This is a genomic window from Pantoea pleuroti (assembly GCF_014156615.1).
GTDB lineage: Bacteria > Pseudomonadota > Gammaproteobacteria > Enterobacterales > Enterobacteriaceae > Pantoea > Pantoea agglomerans.
In genome coordinates, this window is record NZ_SBFD01000001.1 from 291577 (window position 1) to 318520 (window position 26944).

The 26944-nt window shown below is 55.1% G+C and carries 20 protein-coding genes and 1 pseudogene; 14 read left to right on the forward strand and 7 right to left on the reverse strand.

Annotated elements, in window-relative coordinates:
- Positions 1 to 106 precede the first annotated feature (106 nt).
- From cysB to acnA, 3 genes are all read left to right on the forward strand, one after another.
- Positions 107 to 1081 (forward strand): HTH-type transcriptional regulator CysB, encoded by a 975-nt coding sequence (cysB, locus tag EPG66_RS01525; protein ID WP_003853865.1) that lies wholly within the window; start codon positions 107 to 109, stop codon positions 1079 to 1081.
- Between the two features lie 496 nt (positions 1082 to 1577).
- Positions 1578 to 1736 carry a YmiA family putative membrane protein gene (locus EPG66_RS01530; protein WP_071778593.1) on the forward strand — a complete coding sequence of 53 codons (159 nt, stop codon included), beginning with the start codon at positions 1578 to 1580 and terminating at the stop codon, positions 1734 to 1736.
- 597 nt (positions 1737 to 2333) lie between these two features.
- Entirely contained in the window at positions 2334 to 5015 is a 2682-nt protein-coding gene (gene acnA / locus EPG66_RS01535) for an aconitate hydratase AcnA (protein WP_182685778.1), read from the forward strand.
- Positions 5016 to 5354: 339 nt separating this feature from the next.
- Here acnA and ribA read toward each other — a convergent pair whose 3' ends face one another.
- The gene (ribA, locus tag EPG66_RS01540) at positions 5355 to 5948 is read right to left on the reverse strand and encodes a GTP cyclohydrolase II (RefSeq protein ID WP_010244482.1); all 594 of its coding nucleotides are present in this window, start codon (positions 5946 to 5948) and stop codon (positions 5355 to 5357) included.
- A 227-nt stretch (positions 5949 to 6175) separates the two neighbouring features.
- On the opposite strand from ribA, the gene pgpB reads away from it, so the two are divergent.
- From pgpB to yciH, 5 genes are all read left to right on the forward strand, one after another.
- Positions 6176 to 6934, forward strand: a complete 759-nt coding sequence (pgpB, locus tag EPG66_RS01545) for a phosphatidylglycerophosphatase B (RefSeq protein ID WP_064704260.1) — start codon at positions 6176 to 6178, stop codon at positions 6932 to 6934.
- Positions 6935 to 7068: 134 nt separating this feature from the next.
- On the forward strand, positions 7069 to 7377 hold the full coding sequence (locus EPG66_RS01550) for a LapA family protein (protein WP_010244487.1): 309 nt from the start codon (positions 7069 to 7071) through the stop codon (positions 7375 to 7377).
- A 6-nt stretch (positions 7378 to 7383) separates the two neighbouring features.
- On the forward strand, positions 7384 to 8553 hold the full coding sequence (lapB, locus tag EPG66_RS01555; RefSeq protein ID WP_182685779.1) for a lipopolysaccharide assembly protein LapB: 1170 nt from the start codon (positions 7384 to 7386) through the stop codon (positions 8551 to 8553).
- Between the two features lie 198 nt (positions 8554 to 8751).
- Entirely contained in the window at positions 8752 to 9471 is a 720-nt protein-coding gene (pyrF, locus tag EPG66_RS01560; protein WP_182685780.1) for an orotidine-5'-phosphate decarboxylase, read from the forward strand.
- Positions 9471 to 9794: a stress response translation initiation inhibitor YciH gene (yciH, locus tag EPG66_RS01565; protein ID WP_010244495.1), complete on the forward strand. Its 324-nt coding sequence runs from the start codon at positions 9471 to 9473 to the stop codon at positions 9792 to 9794. The genes pyrF and yciH overlap by 1 nt, the downstream gene beginning before the upstream one ends.
- A 79-nt stretch (positions 9795 to 9873) precedes the next feature.
- On the opposite strand, the gene osmB is transcribed toward yciH, so the two are convergent.
- On the reverse strand, positions 9874 to 10089 hold the full coding sequence (gene osmB / locus EPG66_RS01570) for an osmotically-inducible lipoprotein OsmB (protein WP_003853848.1): 216 nt from the start codon (positions 10087 to 10089) through the stop codon (positions 9874 to 9876).
- A 347-nt stretch (positions 10090 to 10436) separates the two neighbouring features.
- On the opposite strand from osmB, the gene araD reads away from it, so the two are divergent.
- From araD to EPG66_RS01585, 3 genes are all read left to right on the forward strand, one after another.
- On the forward strand, positions 10437 to 11135 hold the full coding sequence (araD, locus tag EPG66_RS01575; RefSeq protein ID WP_031591582.1) for an L-ribulose-5-phosphate 4-epimerase: 699 nt from the start codon (positions 10437 to 10439) through the stop codon (positions 11133 to 11135).
- A 216-nt stretch (positions 11136 to 11351) separates the two neighbouring features.
- Positions 11352 to 12335, forward strand: coding sequence for a 2-keto-3-deoxygluconate transporter (gene kdgT, locus EPG66_RS01580; RefSeq protein ID WP_083067934.1), 984 nt, complete (start codon positions 11352 to 11354; stop codon positions 12333 to 12335).
- 144 nt (positions 12336 to 12479) lie between these two features.
- The gene (locus tag EPG66_RS01585; RefSeq protein WP_003853843.1) at positions 12480 to 13346 is read left to right on the forward strand and encodes a crotonase/enoyl-CoA hydratase family protein; all 867 of its coding nucleotides are present in this window, start codon (positions 12480 to 12482) and stop codon (positions 13344 to 13346) included.
- A gap of 11 nt (positions 13347 to 13357) precedes the next feature.
- Here the strand turns inward: EPG66_RS01585 and pdeR are convergent.
- The 5 genes and pseudogenes from pdeR to EPG66_RS01610 form a co-directional block, all read right to left on the reverse strand.
- A pseudogene (gene pdeR / locus EPG66_RS01590) lies at positions 13358 to 15343 on the reverse strand (cyclic di-GMP phosphodiesterase).
- A 159-nt stretch (positions 15344 to 15502) separates the two neighbouring features.
- On the reverse strand, positions 15503 to 15793 hold the full coding sequence (locus EPG66_RS01595; protein ID WP_182685781.1) for a YbdD/YjiX family protein: 291 nt from the start codon (positions 15791 to 15793) through the stop codon (positions 15503 to 15505).
- On the reverse strand, positions 15786 to 17855 hold the full coding sequence (locus EPG66_RS01600; RefSeq protein WP_039386305.1) for a carbon starvation CstA family protein: 2070 nt from the start codon (positions 17853 to 17855) through the stop codon (positions 15786 to 15788). The genes EPG66_RS01595 and EPG66_RS01600 overlap by 8 nt, the downstream gene beginning before the upstream one ends.
- Before the next feature lie 201 nt (positions 17856 to 18056).
- Complete coding sequence (locus EPG66_RS01605) at positions 18057 to 19991, reverse strand: exoribonuclease II (RefSeq protein ID WP_182685782.1); 1935 nt, start codon at positions 19989 to 19991, stop codon at positions 18057 to 18059.
- A gap of 112 nt (positions 19992 to 20103) precedes the next feature.
- Complete coding sequence (locus EPG66_RS01610; protein WP_182685783.1) at positions 20104 to 22407, reverse strand: FdhF/YdeP family oxidoreductase; 2304 nt, start codon at positions 22405 to 22407, stop codon at positions 20104 to 20106.
- A gap of 261 nt (positions 22408 to 22668) precedes the next feature.
- Here EPG66_RS01610 and EPG66_RS01615 point away from each other — a divergent pair, with 261 nt between their 5' ends.
- The 3 genes from EPG66_RS01615 to EPG66_RS01625 all read left to right on the forward strand — a co-directional run bounded on the left by EPG66_RS01615 (position 22669) and on the right by EPG66_RS01625 (position 26869).
- The gene (locus EPG66_RS01615; RefSeq protein WP_182685784.1) at positions 22669 to 24255 is read left to right on the forward strand and encodes a PTS transporter subunit EIIC; all 1587 of its coding nucleotides are present in this window, start codon (positions 22669 to 22671) and stop codon (positions 24253 to 24255) included.
- A gap of 186 nt (positions 24256 to 24441) precedes the next feature.
- Positions 24442 to 25986, forward strand: a complete 1545-nt coding sequence (locus tag EPG66_RS01620) for a methyl-accepting chemotaxis protein (protein ID WP_039386313.1) — start codon at positions 24442 to 24444, stop codon at positions 25984 to 25986.
- A gap of 151 nt (positions 25987 to 26137) precedes the next feature.
- Positions 26138 to 26869 (forward strand): YoaK family protein, encoded by a 732-nt coding sequence (locus EPG66_RS01625; RefSeq protein WP_031591569.1) that lies wholly within the window; start codon positions 26138 to 26140, stop codon positions 26867 to 26869.
- Positions 26870 to 26944 lie beyond the last annotated feature (75 nt).

Sequence of the window (26944 nt, forward strand, 5' to 3'; positions counted from 1 at the left end):
GTTGTTATAGCATTTCCGACCTTTCCTGATGCATAGCATCTCTTTACCCTCGCGACTATACGTCAACCGGGGATGCGACTCTGTAACTTACCGGGATGGAATAGATATGAAATTACAGCAGTTGCGCTATATCGTTGAAGTGGTCAATCACAATCTCAACGTCTCTTCGACGGCGGAAGGTCTCTACACCTCTCAACCCGGCATCAGTAAACAGGTGCGTATGCTGGAAGATGAACTGGGCGTGCAAATCTTTGCCCGCAGCGGTAAACATCTCACCCAGGTCACGCCTGCAGGGGAAGAGATTATCCGTATAGCGCGTGAAGTTCTCTCCAAAGTGGATGCGATAAAATCGGTAGCCGGTGAACACACCTGGCCTGATAAAGGCTCGCTCTATGTCGCAACCACGCACACCCAGGCTCGCTATGCGCTGCCTGGCGTAATCAAAGGATTTATTGAGCGCTATCCTCGCGTCTCTTTGCACATGCATCAGGGCTCTCCGACCCAGATCGCTGAAGCCGTCTCCAAAGGTAATGCAGATTTTGCCATCGCCACCGAAGCTCTGCATCTCTATGACGATTTAATCATGCTGCCGTGCTACCACTGGAATCGGGCGATTGTCGTGACTGCCGACCATCCGCTGGCAGGAAAAGGACAGGTCACCATTGAGGAGCTGGCCGAATATCCGCTGGTAACCTATACCTTTGGCTTTACCGGGCGTTCAGAACTGGATACGGCCTTCAATCGTGCAGGATTAACGCCACGCATCGTCTTTACCGCGACCGACGCCGACGTGATCAAAACCTATGTCCGCTTAGGTCTGGGGGTTGGCGTCATCGCCAGCATGGCGGTGGATCCGGTAGCCGATCCTGACCTGATTCGCATTGAAGCAGCCGATATCTTTACCAATAGCACCACTAAGATTGGTTTCCGCCGCAGCACCTTCCTGCGTAGCTATATGTATGATTTTATCCAACGTTTTGCGCCACACCTGACGCGCGATGTGGTAGATACCGCGGTTGCGCTGCGCTCCAATGAAGACATTGAGGCGATGTTTAAAGATATCAAACTGCCGTTTAAATAGAATTTAACCTCCCCGCGTAAACATAAGGCTGCCTGGTGCAGCCTTTTCTGTCTCCAGGCTTTAGCGCCAAATGAGAATCAAAAGTTTTGATGATTTTTTTGTAAATGAAACATTGATCACATGTTTCTCCATCGGTCTTTCTTAAATGCGAATTACAACACATTTTTAACTATGTTACTTTGCGGCTTGCCAGGATTATTCCCATACTCCAGTTAAGAGCTGATGTGGGAAGCCAGTAAACATAAGGTTCTTAAGTTGTCTCTATAGTATTAAGTGGATCTGTTTTTAAATTAACTCAAATTTTTAAGCGGGTCTTTTAATTAAATATTGGTTCCGGGATTAATGATTTCTTACGTTACTTAAGCTCATTGATTAATACCGTTAATCGTTTTACTCAATAAAAATAACTGGATTTTTGGCCTTAACGCGTTTAGGATTCCTCCTAAATCTTAATCGATGTTATCAATCATTTTGTTGAGAGTGATTATCAAAAACTATGAATACACGACTGACTGTACAACCGGGTTTCCCGGCAAAAAGCACCAAGGTTGAGCGTACCGGCAACACTCGTCGCAAAGCCTGGTTAACCGTATTCGCTGCCTCTGCGCTGTTTTGGGTAGTTGTTGCGTTAATGATTTGGCGTATCTGGGGCTAAAGCCATGTGGGCAAATACACTCAGCCATAAACGTTCCCTGACCTCGGGTCAGCACAAGACGGTCTCCTGTAAAGGAAAAGAACCCCTTGCAAAGGACGAAAAAGTGTCTATCCCCGATTCGTGGGATTTGAGTGATAACCAGCGACTTTTTATTGAGTCATTTCTGGACCCTAAAAACAAATAACGTTGTCAGACCATTTAATAGTCACTGTTCTTTAATAGCCGGATTTTCCGGTGGGCGTTTAAATGCCCTTCACCACATCCTGTACGACCAAAGGGTGTCGCCTCTATAAGGTGACCGCAAAAACTTTTACGCCCGATTCCGGCGAAGGAGTGAACCAAATGAATATCATTAAAATGTCCTGGCTCAGCGCGTATGCATTCTCCTTTGCGTTCTGGTCTGCGGCGGTGTGGATAACCCTGTAATTTGAATTAAAACACCTTTTTATGATGCCTCGTGACTTCACGGGGCATTTTCGTTTGCGAGCGATTGTAGCAATTTGTGTTGTAATCAAAACGTTAACGAATTTGTGGTCTATCTTTAACATAAACCTTTGTCTCTCTAAGGTTTAAAGACCATGAATGAAAGGAGGAGCTATGTCGTCTACCCTACGCGAGCAGAGTCAGGAAGTACTGCAGGTCGACACCAAAAAATATCACATCTTCAGTCTTCCCCATGCTGCTCAACACCTTGGCAATATCGATCGCCTGCCAAAATCCCTTAAAGTCCTGCTGGAAAATTTACTGCGCTATCAGGATGGTGACTCTGTTACGACGGAGGACATCCAGGCGCTGGTTGACTGGCAAAAAGATGCCCACGCCGATCGTGAAATTGCCTACCGGCCAGCCCGTGTATTAATGCAGGACTTTACTGGCGTGCCTGCGGTAGTTGACCTTGCTGCGATGCGAGAAGCAGTGAATCGGCTAGGCGGCGATGTGGCGAAAGTTAATCCGCTGTCCCCGGTTGATCTGGTCATCGACCACTCGGTCACGGTTGACCATTTTGGCGATGATGACGCCTTTGAAGAGAACGTCCGGCTGGAGATGGAGCGAAACCATGAGCGCTACGTCTTTCTCCGCTGGGGCCAGAAGGCGTTTGATAAATTCCGCGTGGTGCCGCCTGGCACCGGTATTTGCCATCAGGTGAACCTGGAATATCTCGGCAAGGCGATCTGGCATGAAACCGTGAATGGTGAAGAGTATGCCTGGCCCGATACCCTGGTCGGTACGGACTCTCACACCACCATGATCAACGCGCTTGGCGTGCTGGGATGGGGAGTAGGGGGAATCGAAGCCGAAGCCGCCATGCTCGGTCAGCCTGTCTCAATGCTTATCCCGGATGTGGTGGGTTTCAAACTCACGGGCAAACTGCGGGCGGGCATTACGGCAACCGACCTCGTGTTGACCGTTACCCAGATGCTGCGTAAGCACGGCGTTGTCGGTAAATTCGTTGAATTTTACGGTGATGGCCTGGCCGATCTGCCGCTGGCAGACCGCGCGACCATCGCCAACATGGCACCGGAATATGGCGCGACCTGCGGATTCTTCCCGGTTGATGACGTCACGCTGAGCTACATGACCCTGACCGGACGTGATGCCGAACAGGTAGCATTAGTGGAAGCCTATGCCAAAGCGCAGGGGCTGTGGCGCAATCCTGGCGATGAGCCGCGTTTTACCAGCACTCTGGCGCTGGATATGAACGAGGTGGAATCGAGTCTCGCAGGACCAAAACGTCCGCAGGATCGGGTGTCACTGGGCGATGTGCCCGCCGCGTTTGATGCCAGCAACGAGCTGGAAGTGAATCAGGCGCAGAAACCCCATAAAAACGTTGAGTATATCGACAGTGATACCGGGCTGACGCATAAGTTGACCGATGGGGCGGTGGTGATCAGTGCGATTACCTCCTGTACTAACACCTCCAACCCCAGCGTCTTAATGGCGGCCGGTTTACTGGCGAAGAAAGCGGTCGAGCGGGGTCTGAAACGTCAGCCCTGGGTCAAAGCCTCACTGGCACCCGGTTCTAAAGTTGTCTCAGACTACCTGGCCGTCGCGCAACTGACCTCCTATCTCGACGAGCTGGGCTTTAATCTGGTTGGTTATGGCTGCACCACCTGTATCGGTAACTCCGGCCCGCTGAAAGATGAGATCGAGTCTGCAATTAAAGCAGGCGACCTTACAGTAGGTGCTGTGCTGTCCGGCAACCGCAACTTTGAAGGCCGTATTCATCCGCTGATTAAAACCAACTGGCTGGCGTCGCCGCCGCTGGTGGTGGCCTACGCGCTGGCGGGTAACATGAAGATCAACCTGCAGACCGAGCCGCTGGGCCACGATCGTCAGGGCCAGCCGGTCTACCTGAAAGATATCTGGCCTTCACCGGAAGAGATCGCGACGGCCGTGCAGCAGGTCACCAGCGACATGTTCCATAAAGAGTACGCTGAAGTCTTCGACGGTACGCCAGAGTGGCAGGAGATTAAGGTCAGTGAAGCGGCGACTTACGACTGGGATGAGGGCTCGACTTATATTCGTCTGTCACCTTTCTTTGACGATATGGAGAAAGAGCCTAAGCCGGTGCAGGATATTCGCGGTGCGCGGGTGCTGGCCATGCTGGGCGACTCGGTCACCACTGACCATATTTCACCGGCGGGCAGCATCAAAGCGGAAAGTCCGGCTGGCCGGTATCTGCTGTCACACGGCGTGGAGCGTACAGACTTTAACTCCTATGGTTCGCGTCGCGGTAACCATGAAGTGATGATGCGCGGCACGTTCGCCAACATCCGTATCCGCAATGAAATGGTGCCCGGCGTGGAGGGTGGTTATACCCGACATTACCCAAGTGGCGAACAGCTGGCCATCTATGATGCGGCAATGAAATATCAGGCGGAAGGCGTGCCGCTGGCGGTCATCGCTGGTCTTGAGTATGGCTCTGGTTCAAGCCGCGACTGGGCGGCGAAAGGACCACGTCTGCAGGGGGTCAGGGTAGTGATTGCGGAATCTTTTGAGCGTATTCACCGCTCAAACCTGATTGGGATGGGCATCCTGCCACTGGAGTTCCCGCAGGGCGTGACTCGCAAAAGCCTTGGGCTGACCGGTGAGGAGCGCATTGACGTGGAAAATCTTCAGGCACTGACGCCAGGCTGCAGCGTTAAAGTGACGCTGACCCGAGCTGACGGCAGTAAGGAAGAGCTGGACACTCGCTGTCGCATCGATACCGGTAATGAGCTGACCTATTATCGCAATGACGGCATCCTGCACTACGTTATCCGCAATATGCTGGACTGAAAAAAAAGCCGGGGAGACCCGGCTTTTTTATGTAGCTTACAAAGTCTGTAATAAGAAGCTGTGAGACCGTGGCTGCACAGGAACACGGTCAGATCGGAAAGACGCTAATGCCAGTCCATGACATGCCCGGCCCGCGCAATTACGCACCTCATCCCGGAGGTGCGCCCGTACCGGGCCAACGCTTTGCGTTGTTCAAAAACGCTCCCGGCGTTTTTATCCGGGCGGCGGGACGCTTTCCTCTTCTGACTGTGCATCCTGCGCGTTGAGCTAATCCGTTGCTTCAGGATTCTCTCAGATTTGGCTTCTTCAGGGGGCAGATGCCAGTGAGTCCCAGCTTAATTATGACTTCGGCAGCAGATGCCCCATCTTTTCCGCTTTCGTATCCAGATAGTGCGCATTCTTCGGATTACGTCCCACGACCAGCGGCACGCGTTCAACAATGTTGATCCCGGCTTCGCTGAGGATCTCCACTTTACGCGGGTTATTGGTCAGCAGTCGCACTTCATTAACGCCCAGCAGTTTGAACATATCGGCGCACAGCGTGAAGTCGCGCTCATCGGCGGCAAAGCCCAGCTGATGGTTCGCTTCTACCGTGTCATAACCTTTGTCCTGCAACGCATAGGCACGGATTTTGTTCAGCAGACCGATGTTACGGCCTTCCTGACGGTGATAGAGCAGTGCGCCGCGACCCTCTTCTGCGATGGCATTGAGGGCGGCTTCCAGCTGAAAACCACAGTCGCAACGCAGGCTGAAGAGTGCATCGCCGGTCAGGCATTCAGAGTGAACGCGCGCCAGTACCGGCTCATTATCATTAATATCGCCAAAAACCAGTGCAACGTGGTCATGTCCGGTTGCCAGTTCTTCAAAACCAACCATCAGGAAATCTCCCCATGGCGTGGGCAGTTTGGCTTCTGCCACCCGTTTAAGCTGCATGTGACTCTCCAGAACCTTCAGAGGATGCACTATCATCATGATAGTGCACAGGCCAGTGTGGCCCGACAAACGTGCAATATTGTGCCACAACCCGCTAGCGGGCTGGTAATCTCTGATACCAATTGCAGTGATAAAGCACAATTATCCAATCGGCAACGGTTATGTTATTCTTTTTTAAGCTAAAGTTATGGAATTGCTCTCTTTTGACGCCGGGATAAGGGAAGAGGATGTTTAAGATTTCACGTCGTACCACCTTTGGAATGCTGCTGCTGCTGATTATGCCGGTTGCGGTCTGGCTGAGCGGCTGGCGCTGGCAACCAGATGAAAGCAATGCGCTGCTGAAAGGTCTCTTCTGGATGACCGAGACCGTCACCAACCCCTGGGGCATTGTTACCAGCGTCGTGCTGAGTGCCTGGATGCTCTGGTGCCTGCGCTTTCGGCTGAAGCCAGCCATCCTGCTGCTGCTGATCATGAACGCCACCATTCTGGCCGGGCAATACACTAAATCCTATATCAAAGAGCAGATTCAGGAGCCGCGTCCCTATGTGATCTGGCTGGAACAGCATCACGGGCTGGATGAAAAGACCTTCTACGAGCTGAAGCGCAAACAGCGTGGCGAGATGGTAACCTCACTGATTGCCGATGAGACGCAGATCCCAGGCTGGCTGAAACGGCACTGGGCGTTTGAAACCGGTTTCGCTTTCCCGTCGGGACATACTATGTTTGCCGCCAGCTGGGCGCTGCTGGCATTGGGTCTGCTCTGGCCGCGTCGGCACTATAAAACCGTGGTAGTGATCTTTCTGTGGGCCGCCGGCGTGATGGCGAGTCGTCTGCTGCTGGGTATGCACTGGCCACGCGATCTGGCGATGGCAACCATACTCTCCTGGCTACTGGTCACCATTGCCACCTGGCTGGCGCAGCGATTCTGTGGCCCGCTGACGCTGCCGCCGGAAGAGCAAAAAGAGATGGCGCAGCGGGAGCCCTGATTGTAATTCACCCGTAAGACCCCATATTATTAGACGGGTCTGCGTAAAAGCGACTCGCCCGATGCTGCTGGGAGCAGCATTTTTGCTGGAGTTTTGGCATAATTCTACCCGACAACCTCACAACAGGATGCACTGTGAAATATTTGCTGATTTTTTTAGTGGTACTGGTCATTTTCATTATTTCCGTCACCCTGGGTGCGCATAACGATCAGGTCATTACTTTTAACTATCTGCTGGCGCAGGGTGAGTTCAGCATCTCGACCTTACTGGCATCCCTGTTTGGCGCAGGTTTCGTGCTTGGCTGGATTATCTGCGGTTTGTTCTGGTTACGGACCCGCGTCTCCCTGGCGAATGCCAACCGGAAAATTAAGCGTATGCAGACCCAAATCGAGCAGAGTACCGCCCTGGCGACTACGCCATCTTCTCCGGCTGGCCGGGAATAATCCCTGATGCATGAATTGCTGTTTCTGTTACTGCCGGTGGCGGCAGCGTATGGCTGGTATATGGGCCGTCGCAGCGCGCATCAGGATAAGCAACAGGAAGCCAACCGACTGTCACGTGAATATGTCGCTGGCGTAAACTTCCTGCTCTCCAATCAGCAGGACAAAGCGGTCGACCTCTTCCTTGATATGCTGAAAGAGGACAGCGGCACGGTTGAAGCGCACCTGACGCTGGGCAATCTGTTCCGTTCGCGCGGGGAAGTCGACCGCGCTATCCGCATCCATCAGGCTTTAATGGAAAGCGCTTCCCTGAGCTATGAGCAGCGACTGCTCGCCGTACAGCAACTGGGCCGCGACTATATGGCGGCGGGCTTATATGACCGCGCGGAAGATATGTTTAAGCAGCTCACCGATGAAACTGACTTTCGGGTGGGTGCGCTGCAGCAACTGCTGCTGATCCACCAGGCAACCAGCGACTGGCAGCAGGCGATTGAGGTCGCAGAGCGGCTGGTTAAGCTTGGCAAAGAGAAGCAGAAAGGCGAAATAGCCCACTTCTACTGCGAGCTGGCTCTGCAGGCGATGAGCAGCGACGATCTCGATCGTGCCATGAACCTGCTGAAGAAAGGGGAGTCGGCCGATCGCAACAGCGCACGCATCTCGATCATGATGGGCCGTATCCTGATGGAAAAAGGGGATTACGCCAAAGCGGTGGGCCATCTGCAGCGGGTGCTGGAGCAGGATAAAGAGCTGGTGAGTGAAACGCTGGGGATGCTGGAAACCTGTTTCCAGCAGCTCAATCAGCCAGACGCCTGGTCAGAGTTTCTTCATCGCTGTGTTGAAGAGAACACCGGCGCGGCTGCGGAGCTCTATCTGTCTGACATCCTTGAGCAGCAACAGGGATCCGAAGCGGCCCAGAATTACATCAGCCGTCAGCTGCAGCGTCATCCTACCATGCGTGTGTTCCACCGCCTGATGGATTTGAATCTGCATGAGGCGGAAGATGGCCGCGCGAAAGAGAGCCTGATGGTGTTGCGCGACATGGTTGGCGAACAGATCCGCACCAAGCCGCGCTATCGCTGCCAGAAGTGCGGCTTTACCGCCCACGCACTCTACTGGCATTGCCCATCCTGCCGCACCTGGTCTTCGGTTAAGCCTATCCGCGGCCTCGACGGCCAGTAAACCAGCCGTTACTGCCGCACTGTTAATAGTCCATTGTAGTTACAACATACTATAGGTTAAGTTAGCTTACAGCCCTCAGCAACAGAGCAGAATTTGCCAGGCAGGAGGGCAATGGCGATTGTGATGGTCAGACACCGCAGGTAGAATGCTTGCCGTTTGTCTAATGCGCCTGCGGGCGCCTGTTGCAGAGGAAATGCCATGCCTTCACCCCATAACGTGACCGCTTCGCCGATTCTGGTAGCGCTGGATTATCATGACCTCGACAGCGCACTGCGTTTTGTCGACCAGATCGATCCCCGCAGTTGCCGCCTTAAAGTGGGCAAAGAGATGTTTACGCTATTTGGCCCCTCGCTGGTTAACACTCTGCAGCAGCGCGGCTTTGAAATCTTTCTCGATCTTAAATTCCACGATATTCCCAACACCACCGCTCATGCCGTGGCGGCCGCTGCCGATCTCGGGGTCTGGATGGTCAACGTCCATGCCAGTGGCGGGGCACGGATGATGAACGCGGCGCGTGAGGCACTGCTTCCCTTTGGTAAGGATGCGCCTCTGCTTATTGCGGTGACTGTACTGACCAGTATGGATTCAGAGGATCTCAAAGGGCTGGGCATTACGCTTTCGCCTGCCGAACAGGCAGAGCGACTGGCGAAGCTGACCCTGTCGTGCGGGCTGGATGGTGTGGTCTGTTCCGCCCATGAGGCTGTCCGCTTCAAACAGGTTTTAGGTCAGGACTTTGCACTGGTTACGCCGGGGATTCGCCCGGCAGGCAGTGATGCAGGCGATCAGCGTCGCATCATGACACCTGAGCAGGCGAAGCAGGCGGGCGTGGACTATATGGTTATCGGGCGTCCGATCACCCAATCCGCCGATCCCGCCGCCACTCTGCAGGCGATCCTGCACAGTCTGGAGACACAATAATGGCGAAGGATAATCCACTGGTTTACTCAACCGACAGCGGACGCATTACCCAGCCGGAGCCAGCGAAGGAGCGGCCAAAAGGGGATGGTATTGTGCGTATCCAGCGCCAGACCAGTGGCCGCAAGGGAAAAGGCGTCTGTCTGATTACCGGTATCGACCTGGACGACGCGGCATTGACGCTGCTGGCGGCCGAACTCAAAAAGAAGTGCGGCTGCGGGGGTTCGGTGAAAGAGGGTGTTATCGAAATTCAGGGGGATAAGCGCGATTTACTGAAAAGCCTGCTGGAAGCCAAAGGCATGAAGGTCAAACTGGCGGGCGGCTGAATAAAAAAATCGGGCTACCGAAGTAGCCCGATTGTCGTGTAGATGCTTAGCGTAGCCGATTATTCTTTTAATAAGGTCTTTAGTGGACCTGATGACCGATAATACCACCGACAGCGGCGCCACCGACTGTGCCGAGTGCGCTACCATTGGTCAATACTGAACCCCCAATCGCACCCGCGCCCGCGCCAATAGCGGTGTTGCGGTCACGTTTAGACCAGTTAGAACAGCCGCTCAGTGCAACAGCTAACGTGGTCGCCAGTACAACGGCAGTGATTCGTTTCATTGTTGTTGTCATACACTTCTCCTTTGATGTGCTCACAGAGGCAACACTCTTAGTATAGCTCCGATATTTCCTCAGCCCGCTTGTGTCGCATCATTGCCGCATCCGTGTCGGCATGGAAATGTGATCACCATGGACAAACCGTTTGTAGCGGGAGAGTCACAATGCAAACCCGACAGGGCCACGCATTGCCTGAGAGGATTCTAAGCGTTCTGGTTAAATTCCGAAGATAGAAAATTCTGAAATCACGACACATTTTTGCATTCACAGCCATTCCTTCTGCGTTTATAGCCATTTGCTCCATAACTCTTTCGCGTCCGACTCCGCAAAATTCAGGGACGATTGTCAGCAGGAGAAAATAGATGCTGGAACACCTGAAACAACAGGTTCTGGAAGCGAATCTGGATCTACCCAAATACAACCTGGTGACATTCACCTGGGGCAATGTCAGCGCTGTTGATCGCGAACAGGGTTTGCTGGTGATTAAACCTTCCGGCGTGCGCTATGAAGTGATGACGCGCGATGACATGGTTGTGGTCGATCTGGCGAGTGGCGACGTGGTGGAAGGGGATAAACGCCCCTCATCGGACACGGCGACGCACCGCGCGCTTTACCTCGCCTGGCCGGAGGTGGGTGGCATTGTCCATACCCATTCGCGGCATGCGACCATCTGGGCCCAGGCAGGACGACCGATTCCTGCCTGGGGAACCACCCACGCCGATGACTTCTATGGTGAGATCCCCTGTACCCGGTCGATGCGCAATGAAGAGATTCAGCACGACTACGAGTGGAACACCGGTGAGGTGATTATCGAGACTTTTGCGCAACGCGGGTTGTCTCCTTCGGCGATTCCGGCGGTACTGGTCAACTCTCATGGCCCGTTTGCCTGGGGCAAAGACGCCCATGCAGCGGTACACAGCGCGGTTGTGCTGGAGGAGGTGGCATATATGGGCCTGTTCAGTCAGCAACTGACCGCTAATCTGCCGCCGATTAACCAGACGCTGCTTGATCTGCACTACCTGCGAAAGCATGGCGAGAACGCCTGGTATGGGCAAAAATAGCAAGCGGGACGCCACGGCGTCCCTTTTTTTAGTCTCATCTGAGACTGGTATGGCGATCTCCATCATAGTTATCAAAACAACCGCCCATTAAAAATAAAACAGCGTTTCATTTTATCGAAGCGATCACTGTTTTGGTTACCTCAAGTCACTACTTTGCTTGCATCGCCTTCGGGCACTTCCTGCTCCACTCTCTGGCATAGCAAAGGTGACATCCATATGCATATCAAACGTGCAATAGACAAAATTCCGGGCGGTATGATGCTCATTCCGCTCTTTATCGGCGCACTCTGTCATACGTTTTCTCCGGGCGCCGGGAAATATTTCGGTTCTTTCACCAATGGCCTGATGACCGGCACGGTGCCCATTCTGGCCGTCTGGTTTTTCTGTATGGGCGCGTCGATTAAATTCAGCGCCACCGGGACGGTACTGCGAAAATCGGGCACGCTGGTGCTTACCAAGATTGCCGTCGCCTGGGTTGTAGCTGCCATCGCCTCACGGGTGATGCCGGAGAATGGCGTAGAAGTAGGGATGTTTGCCGGGTTGTCGACGCTGGCGCTGGTGGCTGCCATGGATATGACCAATGGCGGCCTTTATGCCTCGATCATGCAGCAATATGGTTCCAAAGAGGAGGCAGGTGCGTTTGTGCTGATGTCTCTGGAGTCCGGGCCATTAATGACCATGGTTATCCTGGGCACCGCCGGCATCGCCTCATTCGAGCCGCACGTGTTTGTGGGGGCGGTCCTGCCATTTATTGTGGGATTTGCATTAGGGAATCTTGATCCGGAGCTGCGCGACTTCTTCGGAAAAGCGGTCCATACGCTGATTCCTTTCTTCGCCTTTGCTCTGGGTAACACCATTAACCTGGGGGTCATTGCGGAAACCGGACTGCTGGGCATCATGCTGGGCGTGTCGGTGATCATCATTACCGGTATCCCACTCATTCTGACCGATCGGCTGATTGGTGGCGGAGATGGCACGGCTGGCGTGGCTGCATCCAGTACGGCAGGTGCAGCGGTGGCGACACCGGTGCTGATTGCCGAAATGCTGCCGCAGTTTAAACCGATTGCCCCTGCTGCCACAGCGCTGGTGGCGACCTCCGTTATTGTGACCTCCGTGCTGGTGCCAATCATCACGGCCATCTATTCAAAACGTGTTAAGCGTCTTCATGTTGCGGTGGAGCAGCGTGCCGCTATTAAGTAACCCGCCTAATCAATCCCCGACGCGCGAGTCGGGGATCACTCTGGATTTTGTGTTGTAAATCAATCTCTCATTTGGTCTGGCCTCACTCTGCATTACGCTGATGTGGCGTATTTTACGCATCAAATATAAACAGAGGATGAGACAATGACAGTTATTAACCAAGCAACGTGCAGATTATTTACCGAAGTCGGCAACACCACGCAGTTAGTCGCCTATTACGAAGAAGGGCGTCGTACTATGTGGATGATGTTGCGTGCACAACCCCGTCCGAGCTTCAACCATGAACTGATTGAGGAGATCATGAATCTGAGCTACGCCGCTCAGCGTTCTGGTCTGCCGATCGACTTCTGGGTTACCGGCTCTCTGGTGCCACAGATGTTCAACGCCGGTGGCGATCTGCGCTTCTTCGTCGAGTGCATTCGCAACAACCGCCGCGAGGCGCTGCGGGCCTATGCCCGTGCCTGCGTTGACTGCATCCATTCGGCAGCACGGGGGTTTGATACCGGCGCGGTGACGCTGGCGATGATTGAGGGCAGTGCGTTAGGCGGCGGATTCGAAGCGGCGCTGGCGCATCACTTCATTCTGGCGCAGAACAACGCGCGGATGGGCTTTCCGGAAATTGCGTTTAACCTCTTTCCCGGCATGGGCGGCTACTCACTGGTCGCGCGTCGCTCCGGCATGAAACTGGCAGAGGAGTTAATTTGTGAAGGGGAGTCCCACAGCGCTGAGTGGTATGAAACGCGCGGTCTGGTGGATAAAGTCTTCCAGCCTGGCGACAGTTACCGCGCCACCCGCACCTTTATCGATACGTTACGTCCTAAACTCAACGGCGTGCGGGCTATGCTGAAAGCGCGTCAGCGCGTGCTGCAATTGTCACGCGCTGAGCTGATGGATATTACCGAAGATTGGGTCGATTACGCCTTTACCATCGAACCTAAAGACATTGCTTACATGGAACGCCTGGTTCAGCTACAAAACCGCCACAGCGCATCACTGCGTAAAGCGGGTTAATTGAATTAGCGTTAAACGCGGGCAGGATGCTTAGCCAGCCAATGCCCAAACTGTTCCGCGGGCATTGGTTTTGCGTAGTAGTAGCCCTGACGCCCATCGACACCACTATTAAGGACAAACTTCTCTTCATCCGGGGTTTCAATACCCTCTGCAATCACCTGCAAATCGAGCGCCTTGGCGACGGCGACGATAGCTCGTACCAGCGATTGTGAGACGGGCTGTTTATTAATATCGCGGATAAAGCTTTGGTCGAGCTTAATGGCATTGATCGGCACACGTGCGAGCTGAGAAAGCGATGAGTAACCGGTACCGAAGTCATCCAGATGAACCTGTGCGCCCAGCTCCTGAAACTGCTTCATCAGCCGCAAGGCTTCAGCTTCATTCTCTATCAGGCAGCTTTCTGTGAGCTCAATATCGATAGGACAGTCGGTGATATTCGCCTCATGCAGCGCCTGTTTCAGGTCAGTATAGATGCTTTGATCAATCAGCTGACGTGCCGACACGTTGACGGCGACGCGCAGAAAAATGCCCTGCTGGCGCCAGACGATAATCTGTTTCAGCACATTGAGCATGACCCAGCGTCCAAGCGGCACAATCAGCCCCGACTCTTCGGCATAGGGAATGAAATCAGCGGGGGAGACCAGGCCGCGCTCGGGTGAGTTCCAGCGTACCAGCGCTTCGGCACTGCGGACTTCACCATCACTGTCGATTTTCGGCTGGTAATGCACCAGCAGGTGATCCAGCTCCAGCGCCTTACGCAGATTGGTGTCCAGCCACAGGTATTCAAAGACCCGCTGGTTCATCTCTGCCGCAAAAACGCAGAACTTGCCGCGACCATTCTCTTTGGCGTGATACATCGCGGTGTCAGCATTGCGAATAAGGCTCTCGCGATCTTCACCGTGCAGCGGCGCGAAAGCGATCCCGATAGAGCAGCCGCTGTACACTTCGATCAGTCCGATACGGAAAGGCTGACGCAGGCGCTCAAGAATGCGGGAGGACATCGCCTCCAGCGCAGCCTGGCTGGTGTGCTCAGCCAGCACCACAAACTCATCGCCACCCAGCCGGCCCAGGGTCTGGTCTTTACCCAGACAGCTAAGAATCGCCAGTGAGACCGCCTGCAGTAACTGATCGCCGAACATATGACCGTAGGCGTCGTTCACTTTTTTGAAATTATCGAGATCGAGGTAGACCACGCCGGTCTCATCGCGCTCAGATCGCTCCAGCGCCAGGCTAATCTGTTGATGAATTGCGTTGCGATTAGGCAAACCGGTCACCGTATCGGTGTTTGCCAGCACCCGGAGGCGTTCCTGGGCGCGTCGCTCCTCGGTTATGTCGGTGCCAGAACAGATGAGGAAAATTTCATTTTTGCCACTGCCGCTGTGAACAAACTTATTACGAAACAGAAACAGTCGCTGACCTTTTTTGGTTTTAACCCAGCGCTCAACCTCATAGGAGTTGCCGTCACGGAAGAAGCCCGCGATGTTGCGTCGTGACTGAGAAGCCTCCTGTTTGGTCATAAAAAGCTGAAAGACGTTACGGCCAATAACCTCATGCTCATTCAGACCGGTATATTCTTCACTAAGACGATTAAAACGCTGAATATTGCCGCGCTGATCGAGGATCACTATCACCGAGTTGGCTTAAGAAACCACCTGTTCGGCGAATGAAAGACCCAGGGTTAAGTCGCGGGCTACCGCTGAGGTATCGCCCCAGGCAGAAGCGGTTCCTGCCCATGTCGCCTGGTTCACTTTGCGTCCGACAAAATGCATCGGAACATCAATGCCCTGCAGCGTCATAGTCAGATTGATGCTTGAAGTGATGACCGGCATCGCGCGTATCATGGCTGCCTGGCCGGGAGTTAACGGCAGGGCGATATTAGTTTGTGACGACTCATCTTCGGCAAAATGCAACGCATCGCTGTCCGCGGTCAGACGCCAATGAGGGCTGGTTGTACCGAAAAGGGTGTACAACAACGTTTGCCCTTGTTCATCGGTCATGGAAACTTCCTCCGGGAAGTGCTCTGCAGGCGTTATCTCATTATTTTAGCAACAGTATTCATCATCTGACGCCAGCACAAGATGCAAACCGAATATATTTTCCCATCCAGATAAGAATGGCACAAAAAAGCCCCGACTATGCGGGGCTGTTTAGTGCGGTCAGCAGGGACATTTACCCAGTTTGCCTGCCTGGCTGGGGAAGCGGGCATCAAGACAGTAACGGTGGAAATCGCGCTCATTCATCGGCGGCTGATCGGGATGATGCAGTCGCATATGCTGCAGATATTTTTGATAATCCTGCACCCCGACCATTAAGCGAAAACACTGTTGCAGGCCGCGCCAGAATCCCCGCCAGCTGAATGCCTGTGGCTGTGGGGAGGCGGCAGGCTGGCAGCGGATAATCTGCCACTCTCCCTGCGGACGCTGGGACTGATGAATAGCATCAGACATGACGCACCTCCTTGTTGCGCAGCGTCACAACGGACTCATGCGTAGTAGGAAGATCGCTGCGCAGCGCCCGGCGAATGACAAAGAACGCAGAGATCAGCATCGTGACCGCCACCAGCATAAAGAAGGCGCACAGGGCCGCATTAATCTGATTGCTGAAGACGATAGTCTGCATATCCGCCACGCTTTTTGCCGGGGCGATGATCACCCCTTCATCCAGCCCTTTGCGGAACTTATTCGCCTGCGCCAGGAAGCCAATAGAAGGTTTTTCATGGAAGATTTTCTGCCAGCCGGCAGTCATCGAGGTGATAAACAGCCAGACGGTTGGCAGGATAGTTACCCAGGCGTAACGCTGCTTTTTCATTTTGAACAGCACCACGGTGCCGAGGATCAGCGCCATGGACGCCAGCATCTGATTGCCGATACCAAACAGCGGCCACAGGGTGTTAATGCCGCCCAGCGGATCGACCACGCCCTGATAGACAAAGAAGCCCCAGCCTGCGACCGCCACGGTCGTGCCGGCCATATTGCCCAGCCAGGAGCGGTTATTCGCCATAGAAGGCACCACGGTGCCCACCAGATCCTGCACCATAAAACGGCAGGCGCGGGTACCGGCATCGACCGCCGTCAGAATGAACAGCGCTTCAAACAGGATGGCGAAGTGATACCAGAAGGCCATCATCGCCCGACTGTTAAAGATCTCGGTAATGATGTGGGCCATCCCCACCGCGAAGGTTGGCGCGCCGCCTGCGCGGGACAGGATCGAGCCTTCACCCACATCACGGGCGATGCCGCTCAGCATTTCCGGCGTGACGACAAAGCCCCAGCCGTTGATCACCTGAGAGGCGCTTTCAACGGTGGTACCAATCAGTGCAGCCGGGGAGTTCATGGCAAAGTAGACGCCCGGATCGAGCACCGAGGCACAAATCAGCGCCATGATCGCCACAAAGGATTCCATCAGCATAGCGCCATAGCCAATAAAGCGGATATGACTTTCCCGTTCCACCAGTTTTGGCGTGGTGCCGCTGGAGACCAGCGCATGGAAGCCGGAGATGGCACCGCAGGCAATAGTAATAAACAGGAACGGGAACATCGCGCCGGAGAAGACCGGGCCGGTGCCGTCGATAAATTTGGTGACCGCCGGCATTTTCATCTCTGGCATGGCAAAGACAATCCCCACCGCCAGCCCGACAATCACGCCGATTTTAAGAAAGGTCGAAAGGTAGTCACGCGGAGCCAGCAGCAGCCAGACCGGCAGCACGGAGGCAATAAAGCCGTAGATCACCAGCACCCAGGTCAGTGAGGTGCCTTTCAGGGTAAAGAAGGGCCCCCAGTAAGGATGCTGGGCTACGTCACCGCCATAGATAATCGCCGCCATCATCAGCACAAAGCCAATCAGTGAAACTTCGGCGATTTTACCGGGCCGGATAAAGCGCATGTAGACGCCCATAAACAGCGCAATCGGAATGGTGGCCGCGATGGTAAAGAGTCCCCACGGGCTGTTCGCCAGCGCCTTGACCACTACCAGCGCCAGCGCCGACAGAATAATGATCATGACGCCCAGCGCGCCGAGCATGGTCACCACACCGGCAAACGCACCCAGCTCCTGCCGCGCCATCTCGCCCAGTGAACGGCCATCACGACGGGTCGAGATAAACAGGATCAGGAAATCCTGTACTGCACCCGCCAGCATCACCCCGACCAGGATCCAGATGGTGCCCGGCAGAAAGCCCATCTGCGCCGCCAGAATCGGACCCACCAGCGGGCCGGCACCGGCGATAGCCGCAAAGTGATGGCCAAACAGCACCCATTTATTGGTCGGGACATAATCGAGCCCGTCGCTCAGCCGCTCAGCAGGCGTCATCCGGCGGTCGTCCAGTTCGAAAATATTGCGGGCGATAAACAGGCTGTAGAAGCGGTAAGCGATGCTGTAACAGGCGACAGCGGCTATCACCAGCCAGACTGCGTTGACGTGTTCGCCGCGGCTGAGGGCCAGCATGGCGAAAGCGCCCGCGCCGATTAACGCCACCACTAACCAGATCGCACTGGTTTTGACGTTTTTCATGACTAACTCCTTGTGAGGACCGAGAGGAAAGCGATCGAAAACAACGAGTCAAACTTAATGTAATGGAATGTAAGTGAAAGTTAATCAGTGGAGAAGTGTGAAGCGGGGTACAAATTTAACTTTTTTGCAATGCGGGCGGGGCGGAAACAGGCGGGATAACCGGAGTTATCCCGCCTGATTGACTGCTCAGAACATCACTACTTAGACGGCAGGACGTGCCACGACGCTGCGGGTTTCCATGCGGACTTCGGCGATGGTGACATCAATCACATCGGTCACACGGTAAACCACTTCGCCTTTTATCTGTACGCTGCCATTTTCCTGGCTGCAAACCAGCTCATCACGCACCGCGTGAATGAACGGAGCCGGGATAAAGGCGACCGCGCCAAACTCCAGCAGGCGAACACGCATGCCACCACGGGATACATCGATAATCTCGGCGCTGAAGCGACGGTCGGTGGCCGCAAACGGCGCCAGATAACGGGCGTAGAGCCAGTCGCCAACATCACGTTCCGCCATACGGTTCAGGCGGCGGCGCTCACTCATCGTCACCGTCAGCGCATCATCCGGACGAGCGATCTGCTCACCGCGAATAATTGCTTTCAGCAGTCGATGGTTGATCATGTCGCCGAACTTACGAATCGGTGAGGTCCAGGTGGCGTAAGCCTCAAGTCCCAGGCCAAAGTGCGGGCCAGGCTCGGTGCTGATCTCAGCGAAGGTCTGGAAGCGACGGATCCGGCTGTCGAGGAACTGGGTCGGCTGGGCATCAAGCTCACGACGCAGCACCCGGAAGCCTTCCAGCGTGGTAATTGCCTGCGCATCCACGGTAATACCATGGTTGGCCAGCACGGCGGCGGCCTGTTCAGCATTGGTGGCATCGAAACCGGCATGGACGTTATAGATACCAAAACCGAGACGGTCACGCAGCACTTTCGCCGCGCAGACGTTGGCCAGAATCATAGACTCTTCGACAATGCGGTTAGCGATGCGGCGCGGTTCAGCCACGATCTCCAGCACTTCACCTTTTTCACCCAGCAGGAAGCGGTAATCCGGGCGATCTTTAAACACCAGCGCGTGGGTCTGACGCCATTCGCTGCGCGCCAGGCAGAGGCGATGCAGCAGGCGAATCTGTTCAGCAATCGCTTCACTTTCCGGCTGCCATGCGCCGCTGTTTTCCAGCCAGTCAGAGACGTCGTCATATGCCAGCTTGGCTTTGGATTCGATCCAGGCGGCAAAGAACTCAACGTCATCACCTAAGCTGCCATCGGCTGCCACGGTCACGCGGCAGGCCAGGGCCGGACGGCGCACATTCGGACGCAGCGAGCAGACATCATCAGAGAGTTCGCGCGGCAGCATCGGGATGTTAAAGCCCGGCAGGTAGTTGGTAAACGCACGCTGCGCCGCCAGCTTATCGAGCTGACTGCCTTCCGGCACATAGGCGGTAGGGTCGGCGATAGCGATAGTCAGACGCAGGGCGCCATCGTTCAGGGCTTCCGCAAAGAGCGCATCATCCATATCCTGGGTGCTGGCGCTGTCGATGGTAACGAAATCCAGCGCGGTCAGATCTTCACGCGTCAGATTTTCATCCAGCATCTCGCCAAAACTGACATCGGGCGCTTCACGCTCAAGGTTATGACGCGACAGCGTCACCCACCACGGCGCCAGATGGTCATCAGCTTTGACAATAAAATCGGTAAGTTCGGCATAAAAGCCGCGATCGCCTTTCAGCGGATGGCGACGCATCTCCGCCACGGCCCAGTCACCATTTTCAAACTCATGGCTGACATCGCGCGCAGGGCGACACTGGATCGCATCCTTCAGCAGGGGATGATCCGGCACAATCGACAGGCGATCGTCTTTCTTCTGTACCCGGCCAACAAAGCGGCTCAGGAACGGCTCAACCAGGGTTTCCGGCTCAGCGCTTTCGCGATCTTTATCGCTGTGGATCACGGCGGTGATACGATCGCCGTGCATCACTTTCTTCATCTGCGGTGGCGGAATGAAGTAACTTTTTTGCGCATCGACTTCCAGAAAGCCGAAGCCTTTTTCAGTGCCTTTTACGACGCCTTCAGCACGAGGCGTTTGCGAATGGAGCTTCTCTTTCAGCTGCGCGAGCAGCGGGTTATCCTGGAACATAATTTTTACGTTTCGTTGGCTGATTGCGGCTGACAGTTTTACGCGAATCGACGTCGCGCGGCAAGGCAAAAAGCCGGACGAGCCGGCTTTTTAGGGGGGAGTGAAAGGGCTGTCAGGCGATGCGCTGATCGGCCAGTGCCTCAGAGAGTTCCAGCTTCACCGGCACCGATTTTGAGGTCGGTGTACCACTGTCATCACCAAAGCTGTTCAGCGGCACCAGCGGGTTGGTTTCCGGATAATAGGCCGCCAGGTTACCGCGTGGAATATTGTAGGGAACCAGTTTGAATCCGCTGACGCGACGGGTAATGCCATCATTCCACAGCGTTTCGATATCGACATTCTGGCCTTCAGTAAAGCCCAGGCCTGCCATATCGTCCGGGTTGATGAACACCACTTCACGCTGACCAAACACGCCACGGTAACGGTCATCAAGGCCGTAAATGGTGGTGTTGTACTGGTCGTGCGAACGCAGCGTCTGCAGGGTAAAAGGCACGTCCTGATCAAGATTCGGGAACAGTGAGGTCGGCAGCGCCGAGGCGTTGAACTCCGCTTTCTGGCTCGGGGTATTGAAGCGCAACTCGGCTGCTGCGTTGCCCAGATAGAAACCGCCCGGGATATCGCATTTGGCGTTAAAGTCGGCAAAGCCCGGGATCGTCGCGGCAATGTGCTCACGGATCAGGTTGTAATCACCCGCCAGCTCGCGCCATTTCACTTTTTCATCACCCAGCACCGCCTCGGCGATACCGGCAACAATCCAGGTCTCTGAACGCTGTGTTTCCGCCAGCGGAATACCGATCCCTTCAGAGGCGTGCACCATGCTGAAAGAGTCTTCCACGGTAATAAACTGATTGCCGGTGGCCTGCAGATCGCGCTCGGTGCGGCCCAGCGTCGGCAGAATCAGCCCTTCGTGACCTGGCACCAGATGGCTGCGGTTCAGTTTGGTGCTGATATGCACGGTCAGACCACAGCGTGACATCGCCTCTTCGGTGCGCGGTGAGTCGGGTGCGGCCGCTGCCAGGTTGCCACCCAGCGCGATCAGCACTTTCACTTCATCGCGCAGCATCGCGTTCAGCGCTTCCACGGTGTTGTGGCCTGCCGCACGCGGGGGCTCGAAATTGAAATGATTCCCCAGCGCATCCAGGAAGGCTTTCGCCGGTTTCTCATCGATGCCCATGGTGCGGTTGCCCTGCACATTACTGTGACCGCGAACCGGGCAGAGGCCTGCGCCTTTTTTGCCCAACTGGCCAAACAGCAGCTGCAGGTTGGTGATCTCGCGCACCGTGTCGACAGAGTGTTTGTGCTGGGTGATGCCCATCGCCCAGGTACAGATCACCCGGTCAGCGCTCTGGTAGATCGCCGCGGCTTCACGGATCTGCGCCTGCGTCAGGCCCGACTGCGCCACAATCTGCATCCAGCTGGTGTTATCCACGGCGTCGAGATACGCCTCAATGCCGTTGGTTTTAGCATTGATAAAGGTCTGATCGAACAGGCCGCTTTCACCAGCCGCCAGACGCGCGCGGTGGGTTTCCAGCAGGGATTTCACCATGCCGCGCACCGCCGCCATATCACCGCCCAGGTTCGGCTGGTAATAGGAGGAGCTGATGTTGCCTGCTTTCGAGGTCACCACTTCCAGCGGTTTCTGCGGATCGGCAAAACGTTCCAGACCGCGTTCACGCAGGGTATTAAAGGTGACGATTTTCGCACCGTGATCGGCAGCGTGACGCAGGCTGTGCAGCATACGCGGATGGTTAGTGCCGGGATTCTGACCGAAGACAAAAATGGCATCTGCGTGGTCGAAATCATCCAGACGAATGGTGCCTTTACCGACGCCAATGCTGCGCTTCAGGCCGGTGCCGCTGGCTTCGTGGCACATATTGGAGCAGTCAGGGAAGTTATTGGTCCCCATCAGGCGACCAAACAGCTGATAGAGCCAGGAGGCTTCATTGCTGGCGCGACCGGAGGTGTAAAGCTCCATCTGATCCGGATGATCCATCGCCTTGATGTGCTGCGCGATCAGCGCAAACGCATCATCCCAGCTGATGGGCTCGTAGTGGTCGGTTTCCGCGTTGTAGCGCAGCGGATGGGTCAGACGTCCCTGATATTCCAGGAAGTAGTCACTCTGGGTATAGAGCGTGGTTACGCTGTGTTTAGCGAAAAAGTCGGTGTCGACCATCCGGCGTGTCGCTTCCCAGGTCACCGCTTTGGCGCCGTTTTCGCAGAAGCTGAAGGTACTTTTATTGTCATCACCCCAGGCGCAGCCCGGACAGTCAAAACCGCGTGCTTTGTTCATGCGCATCAGGTTGCGCATATTTTTCAGGGCCGCTTTGCTGTCAAGAACGAAACGCGTGGTGGCTTCCAGTGAACCCCAGCCGCCCGCTGCCGCGCGATAGGGTTTGATTTGGCGTTTAAATTTCATATTGAGTGCAGGCTTTTTATAGTAGGAATTATTGTTTGGTGTTTGTTATCAGGTTATAGCCTGATGGTGAAAGGAAGTCTGCAGCTATCCTCATACCTTGTCTAATTGATTGACTTAATGGTGCGATAGCTGGCGTTTATCGTGCATAAGTCAGAAATGTGATGCTGGTCAGATTTTACCCGCCTTTAACCTGCTGATAACGGGAGTTCTCCCGACAACAGGCTAATACTTGCTGTTCACAATCAGAAAGGGCGCGACTCCATGAAACAGCTGACCAGCCAGATTCATGCATTTGGCAAAGCGTTGATGATGCCAATCTCGGTCATCGCTGCCGCCGGTATCTTCCTTGGGCTGGCGGCGGCCATGCAGAACCCGGCGGTCACCGGCGATGCCTTTGCGCAGATGCAGGTGCCGCAGTTAATTATCGGCTTCATTCGCAAGGTTGCCGGAGCGCTATTCGCTAATCTGCCGGTCTTCTTTGCGGTAGCGAGTGCCATCGGACTGGCGAAAGCGGAAAAACCTACCGCCGCCTTTGCCGCGGTGATTGGCTATATCGTGATGAACGTCGGCATCAGCGCGACGCTGGCGGCCAAAGGGATCACCGCCGCCACAACCACACCAGCAGCCCTGCAGCAGGCGGGAATGGATCAGACCACCGCCATGATGACCTCGGCGGAATATATCAACATGCTGGGCGTCTTTACCTACAACATGAGCGTACTGGGCGGGGTGATTGCCGGACTGATAACGGTGGCGCTGCACAATCGCTTTTATACCCAGCAACTGCCTACCGCGATCAGCTTCTTTGGCGGACGGCGTTTTGTGCCGATTGTGACCGTGGTCTGTCTGCCACTGATCGGAGTATTGCTGGCGCTGATCTGGCCGACCATTGGCGACGGTATCGCCTGGATTGGACAGATGATTGGCAAAAGCGGGCAGTATGGCGCTTTTCTGCTGGGAGCCTTTGAGCGCATCCTGATCCCCACCGGCCTGCATCACATCCTTAACGAAACCGTGCGTTTCACGCCTATTGGCGGCATGGCGGTGGTCGATGGTCAGACCGTGGTTGGCGCACTGAACATCTTCAACGCGTCACTGACTCATCCGGGATCGATCCCCGATGAGACGCTGCGCACCGCCACGCAGTTTCTGGCGCAGGGTAAGATTCCGGTGATGATGTTCGGCCTGCCCGCCGCGGCGCTGGCGATCTATCACACTGCCCGACCCGAGCATAAACAGCGGGTCAAAGCACTGGTCATGGCAGGGGCGCTGACCTCCTTCACCACCGGCATCACCGAACCGCTGGAGTTCTGCTTTATCTTTGTCTCACCGGTGCTCTACCTGTTGCACGCTTTCCTGACCGGCCTGTCGTTTATGCTGATGTCGATGCTGCATCTGATGATTGGCAACGTGCAGGGCGGTGTTATCGACCTGGTGGTGTTCGGCATGCTGGGTGGGGCAAAAACCCACTGGTGGTGGACGCTGGCACTGGGCGTGATCTATGCGCCGATCTACTACTACGCTTTCCGGCTGGTGATCACCCGGATGAATGTTGAAACGCCGGGCCGTGAATCGGAGGATGAGAAACCGCAACAGGTCACCGCGGATGAACGGACTCAGGTCATTATCAGCGGGCTGGGCGGGCAGGCCAATATCGAGGATGTCGATTGCTGCTTTACCCGGCTGCGCGTACGGGTCAAAGAGATGAATCAGGTGGTCGATCAGACGCTGATGAGCACCGGTGCCAATGGGATCAATCGCGTCAGCGAGCACGACATTCAGGTGATCTACGGCCCGCAGGTCGAGAAGATCGCCAACGAGGTAAAAATGGCGCTGGGCGTCGCTTAACGGCAGCCTGTTTCACTCTTAGTCATGACGCTAACCGCCCGACGCCCGTGGGCGGTTAGCCCCTGTTCCCCGGAGCGCTCCGCCCGCTGCCGTCCCGCTTATTGTAACTAAAAAAAGCCCAGCCCTAATGGGCCGTACCTTTCTGCCGATATAGCGACTAATCCTCTTACTTTTCGGAACACCGCGATGTCGTTAAAAAAATCCTCCCTGATTATCTTCTCCTTTCTGCTGGCGCTGTTTCTCACCAGCGTGGCAATCAGTACCTGGCTGCTAATCCAGAGCAATCACTCGCTGAATGCGGTTAACAAAGAGATCCGTGTGGTGCTCTCGGTGATTGACCCCATCAACCACAGCCGCACGCTGCGTGTGCGTCTGATGGAGTACATGAAGGAGATTGAGGGCAGTGACGCAAACAATCCCGCCACGCTGGACAGCGTTCGGACCGTGGCCAGCAAAGCGGATGCTGCATTTCAGGCCTATATGAACGCGCCGCGTCTGCCGGGCGAAGAGGCGGAAGCCGACGCCTATAGCCAGGCTTATCTGGCCTATCGTCAGCAGGGTTTACAGCCGTTGATTGAGGCGGCAGAAGCGCACGATCAGGTGCGCTTTAAAAATCAGATCGCCACCGTGGTTCGCCTTGACCGTCAGTATGAAATCATTCTGGACCGGGTGCTGGCTCAGCATGAAACCTATGCCAAAAAGCTTAACAGCGATGCACAGAGTCACTTCACCTCCGGCATTACTCTGCTGGGGCTGTTTGGCGTGCTGTTTTTCGCCATCATCGTCGCCATTTACATCTTCATGAAGCGCTATGTGCTTTCGCCGATCAATGATGCGCAGGAACACTGCAAGCTGATTGCAGCGGGCGTCCTTGATACCACGGTGCCGGTCAAAGCCGGTTCGCGCAGTGAGATTCAGTTGCTGATGGGCTCGCTGGAGCAGATGCGCAGCGCGCTCACCGCCATTATTCTCCAGGTGCGCGATTCAACCCGCTCAGTCTCCACCGCCTCTCAGGAGATTGCGGCGGGCAACATCGACCTCGCCTCGCGTACCGAACAGCAGGCTGCTGCGCTGACGGAAACCGCCGCCAGCATGGAACAGCTGGGTGCAACGGTGAAACAGAACACCGAAAACGTCTTTGAAGCCTGCCGCCTGACCAGTGAAGCGGTGAAAAACGCGGAAAGTGGCGAAAAAGTCTCGCAGGAAGTGGTGACATCGATGGCGCTGATTAATGCCAGCTCGAAGAAGATCGAGGAGATCACCACCGTGATCGACAGCATCGCTTTCCAGACCAATATTCTGGCACTGAACGCGGCAGTCGAAGCCGCCAGGGCGGGTGAACAGGGTCGCGGTTTTGCGGTGGTGGCGGGGGAAGTCCGTAATCTGGCCCAGCGCAGCGCTACCGCAGCCAAAGAGATTGAGGGGCTGATTGCGGAATCTGTTTCGATCATTCATGCCGGTTCCGATCAGGTCAGCCGGACCGGTGAGGCGATGAGCGCCATTATCTCCTCAGTCAGCCGCGTGAATCTGCTGATGGAGCACATCTCAACCGCTTCTGATGAACAGAGTCGCGGTATCGGTCAGATTGAGCAGGCCGTTACCGAGATGGACAGCGTCACACAGCAGAACTCGGCGCTGGTGCAGGAGTCTGCCGCGGCATCTGCCTCGCTGGAAGAGCAGGTGCAGTATCTGACGCAGTCGGTCTCCACCTTCCGTCTGGCAAACAGTTAATCAGGGCACTCCGCGCTGAGTTTATCCAGCGCGGAGGCCTGAGTCCCGATGCTGAGTAATGCCCGGCAAAGAATGGAGAGTTTGATTCAGTGCCTTGTGGTGCAGTGCTAATCGGCGGATTATAAGGCTTTCCAGTAAATATGGGGTGGTCATGCTAATCAGCACGGAAAGTGCCCGCAGCAACAGCGCGGATACCCGACTGGCCTGTACGCTTGCCGCTGCCGCAGGCGCACTGAATACCGCAGCCTTTGAGATCGTCGGTTTTTTTTCAGCCAACATGACCGGTAATGTCTCGCTGCTGTCCGATCACCTGGCAAAAGCGAATCTGGGGCCTGGCCTGTTTTTTCTGTCGATCGTTCTTCTGTTTATTGCGGGTTCCATGTGTTCAACGCTGATCATTAATGCCGGGCACCGCAGAAATATCCGCACCATCTATGCCTTTGTCATCCTGATTGAGGGCAGCGCGCTGATTGCACTGGGGGTGATTGAAAATCACTTTCCGCCGCGGTCACCTGGTGTCGTGTTAATCATGAGCCTGAGTTTTTTAATGGGGTTGCAGAATGCGGTGGTGACGCGGATCTCCAATGCCCGCGTTCGCACCACCCATATCTCCGGCACGGCGACCGATATCGGGATTGAGCTGGCAATGCTGTTTGAGGTGCTGCGGCGTAAAGCGTCACCGAAAGAGGCGCCGCTCTATCTGAGCCGGCTGCGACTGCACTGTCTGACCCTGCTTTCTTTCCTTGCTGGAGGGATAGCCGGAATCGGGCTTTACCGACTGCTTAGCTACGATTTCCTGCTGCCCGTAGGGTTTGGGTTAATCTGTCTGGCCCTGAATGCCATCTTTACTAAGCCAGCAAAACAACAGGGCGCGATGATTTAAGTGCGCAACCCTCACTGCTGCTTAAACCAGGGCGGCGCGGAGTCCTGATTTCATCGATCCGCCTATGCAAATGAA